Here is a 9,379-nt window from a genome sequence, read left to right on the forward strand (position 1 = left end):
ATCCCCTCGCGCAGGGCCCAGGGGCAGATCGTCAGCTACTCCAGACCCAGCGCGTTGACGGTCGCCTCGGCGATCAAAGCGCCGGTGGCGATCTGGCCCGCGCGGGTCGCCGAAACCCCTTCCAGACAGGCGATGTCGACCGATGCCATCCGCTGCAGGAATGCCGCCACCTGCCGCAGGCCCGGCGCGGTGAGCGTCCGGATCGCCCGCGGTCCGGCGCTGGACGGCGCGGCGCCGGTCAGCCGGGCCAGCGTCCTGAAGGTCTTGGAGGTGGCCACCACCTGATCGAACGGACCGGCCGCCTTGATCTTCTTGGCGGCGCTGGACAGCTTGCCGGCCAACAACTTCTTCAACTCCTCGACCTGGTCGGCGGTCGGCGGATCGCTCGGAGTCCACTGCCGGTGCAGCCGGCCGGCACCCAGCGGCAGCGACAACGCGACCTCGGGTTCTTCGTCATGGCCGGCGGCGATCTCCAGCGAGCCTCCGCCGATGTCCAGCATCAGCAGGTTTCCGGCGCTCCAGCCGTACCACCGGCGGGCGGCCAGGAATGTGAGCCGGGCTTCCTCCGGACCGGTCAGCACCTGCAGATCCACCCCGGTGAGGTTGCGGATCGAGTCCAGCACCTCACCGGAGTTGGTGGCGTCCCGGACGGCGGAAGTGGCGAACGCCAGCAATTCCTTGCAGCCGTGTCTGGCCGCGGCCTGCGCCGATTCGCCGATGGTCGTCAGCAACGAGTCGTGCCCCTGCTCGGTCAGTGCACCGGTCGAATCCAGGTGTCCGGCCAGCTTCAACGCCGACTTCTGCGACAACGCCGGCGTCGGATGACCACCCCGATGCGCATCGACGACCAGCAGGTGCACGGTGTTCGAACCCACGTCCAGCACGCCCAATCGCATGGGCCAACCCTAAGCCTCGAGCTTGTAGCCCAAACCGCGGACGGTGATCAGGAAGCGCGGGGCAGCCGGATCGGGTTCCACCTTCGCTCGCAGCCGCTTCACGTGCACATCCAGCGTCTTGGTGTCGCCGACGTAGTCGCTGCCCCAGACCCGGTCGATCAGCTGGCCCCGGGTGAGCACCCGCCCGGCGTTGCGCAGCAGCATCTCCAGCAGCTCGAACTCGCGCAGCGGCAAGGAGACCGGCTCGCCGGCCACGGTGACGCGGTGCCGATCGACATCCATCCGCACCGGACCCGCCTCGAGCACCGCCGGCAGCAGGTCCTCGGGCTCGGACTGCCGGCGCAGCACCGCCTTGATCCGGGCCAGCAGCTCGCGCCCCGAGTAGGGTTTGGTCACGTAGTCGTCCGCGCCCATCTCCAGGCCGACCACCTTGTCCACCTCGCTGTCCTTGGCGGTCAGCATGATGACCGGGAAGGGGGAGCGGGCCAGCAGAGCACGGCAGACGTCCAGCCCGCCCATGCCGGGCAGCATCAGGTCGAGCAGGACCAGGTCGGCGCCGGCGCGGTCGAACTCTGCGATCCCCTCGGTGCCCGTGGCGGCGATGGCGACCTCGAAGCCCTCCTTCTCCAACAGGTAGGACAGCGGGTCGGTCAGGGACTCCTCGTCCTCGACCATCAGGATCCGGGTCATCGTGCTACCTCTCGTGAATCGCCGGCCGCTCGGGCATCCGCTCGTGACTGGGCTTCGGCGCGGTCGGGCTGCCAGGTGTCGGTCTGCCGATGCCGGCTGCGGTCGTCCCGCAAGGGCGTGGCGTTGCCCGGCTCGGTCAGCGGAGTGGGCCGGCGGTGCGGCGGGGGTGCGGCCGCACCGACCTCGGCGGTCTCGTCCACCAGGCCGGGCAGCCGGATGGTGAAGGTCGAGCCCTGGCCCTCCTGACTCCATACCGTGATCTCCCCGCCGTGGTTGACGCAGACGTGCTTGACGATCGACAGGCCCAGCCCGGTTCCCCCGGTTGCTCGGGAACGGGCCGGATCGACGCGGTAGAACCGCTCGAAGATGCGCTCCTGGTCACGGACCGGGATCCCCTGGCCCTGGTCGGTCACCGCCACCTCCACCACGTCGTGGGCGCGCCGAGTGACCACGGAGATGCGAGTGCCCTCCTCGGAGTAGGCGATGGCGTTGGCCACGAGGTTGCGGATGGACGTGGTCATCAGCTCCGGGTCGCCGTAGGCCCGCAGATCGGTCCGCGGCGAGGCCACCTGAGCGCTCACCCGGCGCGCTCCCGCGATCAGCTTGGTCTGCTCGACGGCCTCGGCAGCGCACGCGGCGACGTCGATCACGACGAGGTCGGCCTGCAGATCGGTGGCCTGCAGCCGCGACAGGTCGACGATCTCGCTGACCAGCCTGGACAGGCGCAGCGCCTCGACCTTCATCCGGCGCGTGAAGCGGCGCACGGCGACCGGGTCGTCCGCCGCGTCCTCCACCGCCTCGGCGAGCAACGACAGACCGCTCACGGGCGTCTTGAGCTCGTGGCTGACGTTGACCACGAAGTCGCGGCGGACCTCCTCCACCCGCCGGGCCTGGGTGCGGTCCTCGATCAGGACCAGGGCCAGGTCGCGGCGGACACGGGCGACCCGAACCCCGATCAGGAGCCGGCCGGAGCCGAACGGGCCGCGGCTCAGGTCGATCTCGGTCTCACGGATCGTGCCGTCGGCCAGCACGCGGCTCAACAGGTGGCGCACCTCGTGGTGGGTGACCTGCGCGTTGCGCACCAGCCCGAAGCCGGTGGCCGAGGGTCTGGTGTCGGTGAGCACGCGGCCGGAGGCGTCGGCGACGAAGCCCCCGCTGCGCAGGGCGCTCAGCACCTCCACCACCCCGGTGGGGAGCTCGTCGACCTCCGGAGCTGGCGCCGGAGTCGCGGCGGCCGCCGACCGTCGCAGCAGCACCACCGAGACGCCTCCCAGCAGGACGCCCAGCAGCAGGCCGAGCGCCAGGGCACTCCATGGACTCATGTCAACAGACTAGAACGACTTTGCCCGCAACCCTCGCCTCGCCCCGGACCGGCGCCCGCGGGTAGCCCAATGTTCACCTCTCATCGGCATCTCGTTCACACTGGCCTGCAACGGTTCGCCTCACGACACGGAAGGGGAGCGCCATGCGCACTGCATTTCACGAGGAGCTGAACTTCATCTCCGATCAGCTGGTCGAGATGACCCGGCTGACCGCATCGGCGCTCAACCGCGCGACGCAGGCGTTGATGGACGCCGACCTCGAGCTCGCCGAGAGCGTGATCACCGCCGACGAGTACATCGACGCGATCCGGCGGGACCTGGACAACCGGGCCGTCGACACACTGGCCCGGCAGCAGCCGGTCGCCACCGACCTGCGCATCCTGGTGACCTCGATGCGGATGAGCTCGGACTTGGAGCGGATGGGCGACCTGGCCCGGCACGTCGCCAAGGTCACCCGGCTGCGCTATCCCCAGACGGCCATCCCGGCTTCCCTGCGGGCGACGTTCTCGCAGATGGCCCATGTGGCCGAGCAGATGGTGATCAAGACGGGGTCGATCATCGCCAACCAGGACCTGGCCGGGGCGGCGCGGCTGAAAGACGACGACGACCAGATGGACCAGCTGCACCGGGAGGTCTTCCGGATCCTGCTCGCGCAGGACTGGAGCTCGGGCACCGAGGCCGCGGTCGACGCCACCCTGCTCAGCCGCTACTACGAGCGCTTCGGCGACCACGCGGTCTCGGTCGCCCACCGGGTGGTCTATCTGGTGACCGGTGAGTGGCACGACGAGCTCAACCTCGACGAGGCTCTCGAGCTGCGCACCGCGGACAGTGCGCGCGACACCGCACCCGTGCGCGACTGAGCGTTACTTGGCCGGTGGGCCGCGGTCGATCCAGGCCGTCGTGCCGACGGCGCCCGCGGGTCAGCCGGTGGCGTCGAGCGTCTCGCCGTAGATGTCGTAGGGCGACTCGGGCGCCAGCACCGGCACCGGGGTGGAGACGACTTCACCGGCCGAGGTGCTCACCCGCAGCGTGAGCGTCTCGCCGGCGAGGGATGTGACCTGGGGGATCATCACCGGCTCGCTGCCGCCCTGGCCGGCGTCCTCGCCCGGCCCGCCGTCCAGGCGCACCGCATCACCGGCACCGACCTCGACGCCGGGTGAGAGCGGCTGGGGTGCGCCGTCGACGGTCATCGACACCTCCACCGTCATGGGCTCCCGGCCCGTGTTGACGGCATACCCCGACACCACTCCGGGGGCCCCTGCGCCCTCGCTGACCACCAGAAGGTCGGCGATCTCGAGGTTGCCGGCGTTGATCAGCACCCCGTCCGCCGGGGAGTAGATGTGGGTGGTCTGCACCGGGGAGCTCATCTGGCAGGCACTGACACCGAGGCCGAGCGCCAAGGCTGCGACGGCGGTACCCACGTGACGGAGCGTGCTGCGGCTGGCCTGTGGTGAGGTCACCCCCGTAGCCTACCGGGTGCGGACCAGGCGCGCCCACAGGGCGCTGACCTGCACAGATACCATGGCTGTCATTTAGTGATCCAGGCCACTCGTGGTAGCCTGGAGTTCCGCGAAAGGGGCCAACCGAAGATGACGTTCAAGGTCGGCGAGACCGTGGTGTATCCGCATCACGGAGCTGCACTCATCCAGGAAATGAAGACCCGCACCATCAAGGGCGAGGAGAAGCTGTATCTCAAGCTCAAGGTCGCGCAAGGCGACCTGACCATCGAGGTGCCGGCAGAGAACTGCGACCTGGTCGGCGTGCGTGACGTGGTCGGCAAGGAGGGCCTGGACAAGGTCTTCGCCGTGCTGCGTGCCGAGCACACCGAGGAGCCGACCAACTGGTCGCGGCGCTACAAGGCCAACCTCGAGAAGCTCGCCTCCGGTGACGTGGTCAAGGTGGCCGAGGTCGTCCGCGACCTGTGGCGCCGGGACAAGGACCGTGGTCTGTCGACCGGAGAGAAGCGGCTGCTCAACAAGGCCCGCCAGATCCTGGTCTCGGAGCTGGCTCTGGCCGAGAAGACCAATGAGGACAAGGCCGAGGCCACCCTCGATGAGGTCCTCGCCTCCTGAGCACAGGCGTCATCCTGGTCGCTGCCGGCCAAGGCGTGCGCCTGGGGTCGGGTCGACCCAAGGCACTGGTGCCGCTGGGCGGCAAGGCGATCGTCCAACACGCACTTCAGCGGGTGCTCGGGTGTCCTGAGGTCGACGAGGTCATCGTTGTCGTGCCTGCTGGTCACGCCGCCGAGTTCACCGAGCTCGTGCTGTCGCCTCCGCCAGCTCATGTCGTGCTGCATGTCGTCGACGGTGGCGACCAGCGGTCCGACTCGGTGGCCAGGGGCCTGGCTGCGCTCGGTGATCGTGTCGACCTCGTCCTCGTGCACGACGCCGCCAGAGCGTTGACGCCGAGCAGCGTCTTCGCGCGGGTGATCGCGCTGCTCCGCGCCGGGCACGAGGCGGTGGTGCCGGTCATGCCGGTGACCGACACCATCAAGCAGGTTGGGCCGGTTCGATCCGACGGGCTTGCCGACGTCGTGCGCACGATCGACCGCACGTCGCTGCGGGCGGTGCAGACACCCCAGGGATTCCGTCGGCCCGTCCTGGAGCGGGCGCACGAGGCTGCCATCGGTGCCGTCACGGACGACGCCGCCCTCGTTGAGCAACATGGTGAGAGCGTGACGACGGTGCCCGGAGATGTCCGTGCGATGAAGATCACCACCCCGCACGACCTCGCGGCCGCGAGCCAGTGGCTTGGTGAGGGTGCCCGGTGAGCGGCACGCCCTTCCGGGTGGGTATCGGCACCGACGTGCACCGGTATGCCGAGGATGACCGGCCGCTGCACCTGGCCTGCCTGGCCTGGCCGGGCGAGCGGGGGATCGAGGGGCACTCCGACGGCGACGTCGCGGCCCATGCGGCGTGCGACGCGCTGCTGTCGGCCGCCGGACTGGGTGACGTGGGCAGTGTGTTCGGCACGGACCGGCCCGAGATGTCCGGCGCCTCAGGGGCGCGGATGCTTGCCGAGGTCGTGGAGCAGCTCAGCGGCGCAGGCTGGGCGATCGGCAACGTGTCCGTGCAGATCATCGGCAACCGGCCGAAGGTCAGTCCCCGCCGCGCCGAGGCAGCCGCGGCGATGTCGGCGGCGCTGTCCGGGGCTCCGGTCTCGGTGAGCGCCACCACCACCGACGGGCTCGGCCTGACCGGCCGCAGTGAGGGCATCGCGGCGATCGCCACCGCCCTGCTGACCCACACCCCACACCCCTGACCGCTTCGCTCTCACCCTGAGCAGGGTTGTCCGATGGGCTCGGGGCAAGAGCCGGCGCGCTGCGCGCTGAGGGTTGCCCAGGTCAGCACAAGGTCCAGGTTAGGGGGATTCGGGTGGGCCGCGGCGCACGGCATACGGTGGGCCCTGTCACCCGAGGTCGAGGAGGACCCAGCATGCCGAGCACCGTCCGGGGCGTCATCGCCCGCAGCAAGGGAGCAGACGTCGAGATCGTCGACGTGGTCGTCCCCGATCCCGGCGCCGGCGAGGCCGTGGTCTCGATCGAGGCGTGCGGTGTGTGTCACACCGACCTGCACTATCGCGAGGGCGGGATCAACGACGAGTTCCCGTTCCTGCTCGGCCACGAAGCGGCAGGCACCGTCGAGGCGGTCGGCGAGGGAGTCACCGAGGTGGCGCCCGGAGACTTCGTGGTCCTGAACTGGCGGGCCGTATGCGGTCAGTGCCGGGCCTGCGCCAAGGGTGAGCCGTGGTACTGCTTCGCCACCCACAACGCCACCCAGAAGATGACGTTGAGCGACGGCACGGAGCTGTCGCCGGCGTTGGGGATCGGAGCGTTCGTCGAGAAGACCCTCGTCGCGGCAGGACAGTGCACCAAGGTCGACAGTGCGGCTGCGGCCGAGGCGGCCGGGCTGCTGGGGTGCGGGGTGATGGCCGGCTTCGGCGCGGCGGTCAACACCGGCGGCGTCACCCGCGGGGACTCCGTGGCCGTGATCGGCTGTGGCGGTGTCGGCAACGCCGCGATCGCCGGCGCCGCCCTGGCCGGCGCCACGACCGTGATCGCGGTGGACCTCGACGACCGCAAGCTGGCGACGGCCCGGGGATTCGGGGCCACGCACACGGTCAACTCCGGTGAGCGCGACGCGGTCGAGGCGATCCAGGAGCTCACCGGGGGCCACGGCGCCGACGTTGTCGTCGAGGCCGTCGGCCGGCCGGAGACCTACCGGCAGGCGTTCTACGCCCGCGACCTGGCCGGGACGGTGGTGCTGGTCGGCGTGCCGACACCGGACATGATGGTGGAGCTGCCGTTGCTCGACATCTTCGGTCGTGGTGGTGCGCTGAAGTCGAGCTGGTACGGCGACTGCCTGCCCTCCCGCGACTTCCCGATGCTGATCGACCTCTACCGCCAGGGCAAGTTCGACCTCGACGCGTTCGTCAGCGAGCGGATCGGCCTCGACGAGGTCGAGAGCGCGTTCGAGAGGATGCACCGCGGCGATGTGCTGCGCTCGGTGGTGGTGATGAAGTGAGCGAGCCCACCAGCCCTTCGGCTGTCATCGACCACACCGTCACCTCCGGCACGTTCAGCCTCGACGGCGGCACCTGGGAGGTCGACAACAACGTCTGGGTGCTGGGTGACGGCACCGAGTGCGTGGTCATCGACGCCCCGCACGACGCCGCCGCCATCGTGGAGCAGGTGGCCGGGCGCTCGGTGCGTGCGATCCTGCTCACCCACGCCCATGACGACCACGTCGACTCGGCCCTCGAGCTGGCCGACCAGACCGGCGCCCCGACATACCTGCATCCGGAGGACCGGATGCTGTGGGACCGGGTCCACGACCGGGCCCCGGACCACGAGCTGGCCGATGGTCAGACGTTCGACGTCGCCGGCGTCACGTTGCACGTGCTGCACACGCCGGGGCACTCCCCGGGGGCCTGCTGCTTCCATGTGCCGGAGCTGGGCATCGTCTTCACCGGTGACACGCTCTTCGCCGGGGGTCCTGGGGCGACCGGTCGGTCGTTCAGCGACTTCGACACGATCGTGGCCTCGATCACGGATCGGCTGCTCAGCCTGCCCGCCGACACCGAGGTCCGCACCGGTCACGGAGACTCGACCAGCATCGGCGCGGAGGCCCCGCACCGTCAGGAGTGGCTCGACCAGCACCAAGGGTGAGCTGTGCGACCGCTCCTACGCGCTGGCCAGTCGACGGGGGAGGTCGGCCGCGAGCAGATCGAGGTCAGCTGCTCGCGGCTCCAACGGCGGCGATGACCGTCACGCTGGCCGCGACGGCCGCTTGAGCACCGGCCACCACCGGCCAGGACACCTGGGGGAAGACCCACATCGCCCGTCGCTCCTGCCGGCTGACGAGTCCGTGCTCGGCGAGCCGGTGGTAGACGGCGGTCGGCAGGTCCTTGCCGACCTTGGGCAGGACGGTCTTGGGCTTCTTGCCCACTCGGGCGGTGAACTCGCGAAGCACCAGATCCAGCAGAGGGTCATCGGTCGGCGAGGCATCGGTAAGTGGAGTCGGCCGCGCTCGTCCACGGTGACCCTTCCATCTTGTGCCAGCTCGCACAGGAAGGCGCCGGCCACTCCGACGTCGTGGATGCTCGATGCGACCGGCCGTCCGTCCGGGCGGGTGGTGACCAGCAGGGACTCCTCGGCGATCAACATGGCTCCACGGTAGGCCGAAGGGGCCCGGAGGCATCGGCTGCAAGGAGGAGATCCGAGCGTAAGAACCAAACGACCCCGCGACGGGAGCACGACGGCCGCCGCCGTCAGGGTGACTTGGCGAGTTCGTGATCCGGGTCGGTGTCGCCGTCGAGGTCTGCGCGCAGGCCCTCGGCCCACATCAGCTCAGTCTCGGCGAAGGCGATGCCGCGGTCCAGCGTGGACAGTCGCAGTCGGTCCTCGAAGGGCAGCTCGTCCAGGCAGAACTGCTGACCCGATGTCGGCGGCGATCTTCTGCAGCTCGGCCAAGTGCTGGACGTGGCATCGATGTGATTGTCGATGAGCCGACCGATGATGGCCGGCTCGAGTCTTCCGGCGAAGAAGAGCCGGAGGAGGAATGGCTCACGCAGCGGGTAGCGCTCCTCAGGTGAGACCAGCCACTCGTCCAGCACGACCTTGCCCTGCATGGTCAGCCGGTAGGTCGGATCCTCATCGGGGTCCGACCCTGACGTGAAATCCCGCCGCACCAGGCCGGTCTCCACACTGCGGCCCAGGACACGCTTGAAATCGCCCTCATCGGTCGTCCAGAAGTGCCCGACGCTCCACCGGAACAGCCAGGAGCTCGGCACGCCTCTTCGGGCCCATAGACAGGAACCCGAGCACTGCGTGGTGCAAGGACATGGAGGCTTATTCAAGATGGCTGAGGGAGGCAAGAACCTCACCCGCATAACTCGGCGTGCCTAAAGAGGTGACGGCCCGCCATCCGAGAGAATTGGGTTACCACACTCAATACTCGAAGAACGGGCCGT

Annotated in this window: 11 protein-coding genes and 1 pseudogene; 6 read left to right on the forward strand and 6 right to left on the reverse strand. The window is 69.6% G+C overall.

Features of this window, described 5'->3' with window-relative positions:
* Nucleotides 1-35: 35 nt before the first annotated feature.
* From ACR2FV_RS02295 to ACR2FV_RS02305, 3 genes are read right to left on the reverse strand one after another with little or no spacing between them, the layout of a single operon-like run.
* Complete coding sequence (locus tag ACR2FV_RS02295) at nt 36-896, reverse strand: hypothetical protein (RefSeq protein WP_434014105.1); 861 nt, start codon at nt 894-896, stop codon at nt 36-38.
* A gap of 9 nt (nt 897-905) precedes the next feature.
* Nucleotides 906-1,586 (reverse strand): winged helix-turn-helix domain-containing protein, encoded by a 681-nt coding sequence (locus ACR2FV_RS02300; protein WP_434014106.1) that lies wholly within the window; start codon nt 1,584-1,586, stop codon nt 906-908.
* Nucleotides 1,583-2,908 (reverse strand): sensor histidine kinase, encoded by a 1,326-nt coding sequence (locus ACR2FV_RS02305; protein ID WP_434014107.1) that lies wholly within the window; start codon nt 2,906-2,908, stop codon nt 1,583-1,585. The genes ACR2FV_RS02300 and ACR2FV_RS02305 overlap by 4 nt, the downstream gene beginning before the upstream one ends.
* A gap of 143 nt (nt 2,909-3,051) precedes the next feature.
* Here ACR2FV_RS02305 and phoU point away from each other — a divergent pair, with 143 nt between their 5' ends.
* Nucleotides 3,052-3,768 (forward strand): phosphate signaling complex protein PhoU, encoded by a 717-nt coding sequence (gene phoU / locus ACR2FV_RS02310; protein WP_434014108.1) that lies wholly within the window; start codon nt 3,052-3,054, stop codon nt 3,766-3,768.
* 60 nt (nt 3,769-3,828) lie between these two features.
* Here phoU and ACR2FV_RS02315 read toward each other — a convergent pair whose 3' ends face one another.
* The gene (locus ACR2FV_RS02315; RefSeq protein WP_434014109.1) at nt 3,829-4,329 is read right to left on the reverse strand and encodes a hypothetical protein; all 501 of its coding nucleotides are present in this window, start codon (nt 4,327-4,329) and stop codon (nt 3,829-3,831) included.
* Between the two features lie 168 nt (nt 4,330-4,497).
* Between ACR2FV_RS02315 and ACR2FV_RS02320 the strand changes: the two genes are divergently transcribed.
* The 5 genes from ACR2FV_RS02320 to ACR2FV_RS02340 all read left to right on the forward strand — a co-directional run bounded on the left by ACR2FV_RS02320 (nt 4,498) and on the right by ACR2FV_RS02340 (nt 8,075).
* Entirely contained in the window at nt 4,498-4,980 is a 483-nt protein-coding gene (locus ACR2FV_RS02320) for a CarD family transcriptional regulator (RefSeq protein ID WP_434014110.1), read from the forward strand.
* 35 nt (nt 4,981-5,015) lie between these two features.
* Nucleotides 5,016-5,678: a 2-C-methyl-D-erythritol 4-phosphate cytidylyltransferase gene (ispD, locus tag ACR2FV_RS02325; protein WP_434014111.1), complete on the forward strand. Its 663-nt coding sequence runs from the start codon at nt 5,016-5,018 to the stop codon at nt 5,676-5,678.
* Complete coding sequence (ispF, locus tag ACR2FV_RS02330; RefSeq protein ID WP_434014112.1) at nt 5,675-6,169, forward strand: 2-C-methyl-D-erythritol 2,4-cyclodiphosphate synthase; 495 nt, start codon at nt 5,675-5,677, stop codon at nt 6,167-6,169. The genes ispD and ispF overlap by 4 nt, the downstream gene beginning before the upstream one ends.
* 173 nt (nt 6,170-6,342) lie before the next feature.
* Nucleotides 6,343-7,431 (forward strand): S-(hydroxymethyl)mycothiol dehydrogenase, encoded by a 1,089-nt coding sequence (locus tag ACR2FV_RS02335; RefSeq protein WP_434014113.1) that lies wholly within the window; start codon nt 6,343-6,345, stop codon nt 7,429-7,431.
* A complete protein-coding gene (locus tag ACR2FV_RS02340) occupies nt 7,428-8,075 on the forward strand; it encodes an MBL fold metallo-hydrolase (RefSeq protein WP_434014114.1) in 648 nt (215 codons plus the stop codon). Before ACR2FV_RS02335 ends, ACR2FV_RS02340 begins: the two co-directional genes overlap by 4 nt.
* Nucleotides 8,076-8,139: 64 nt before the next feature.
* Here the strand turns inward: ACR2FV_RS02340 and ACR2FV_RS02345 are convergent.
* Nucleotides 8,140-8,573 (reverse strand): annotated as a pseudogene (locus ACR2FV_RS02345) (GOLPH3/VPS74 family protein).
* Nucleotides 8,574-8,677: 104 nt separating this feature from the next.
* Complete coding sequence (locus ACR2FV_RS02350) at nt 8,678-9,199, reverse strand: hypothetical protein (protein ID WP_434014115.1); 522 nt, start codon at nt 9,197-9,199, stop codon at nt 8,678-8,680.
* Nucleotides 9,200-9,379: the final 180 nt, after the last annotated feature.

It is taken from the genome of Ornithinimicrobium sp., assembly GCF_051004135.1.
Lineage (GTDB): Bacteria > Actinomycetota > Actinomycetes > Actinomycetales > Dermatophilaceae > Ornithinicoccus.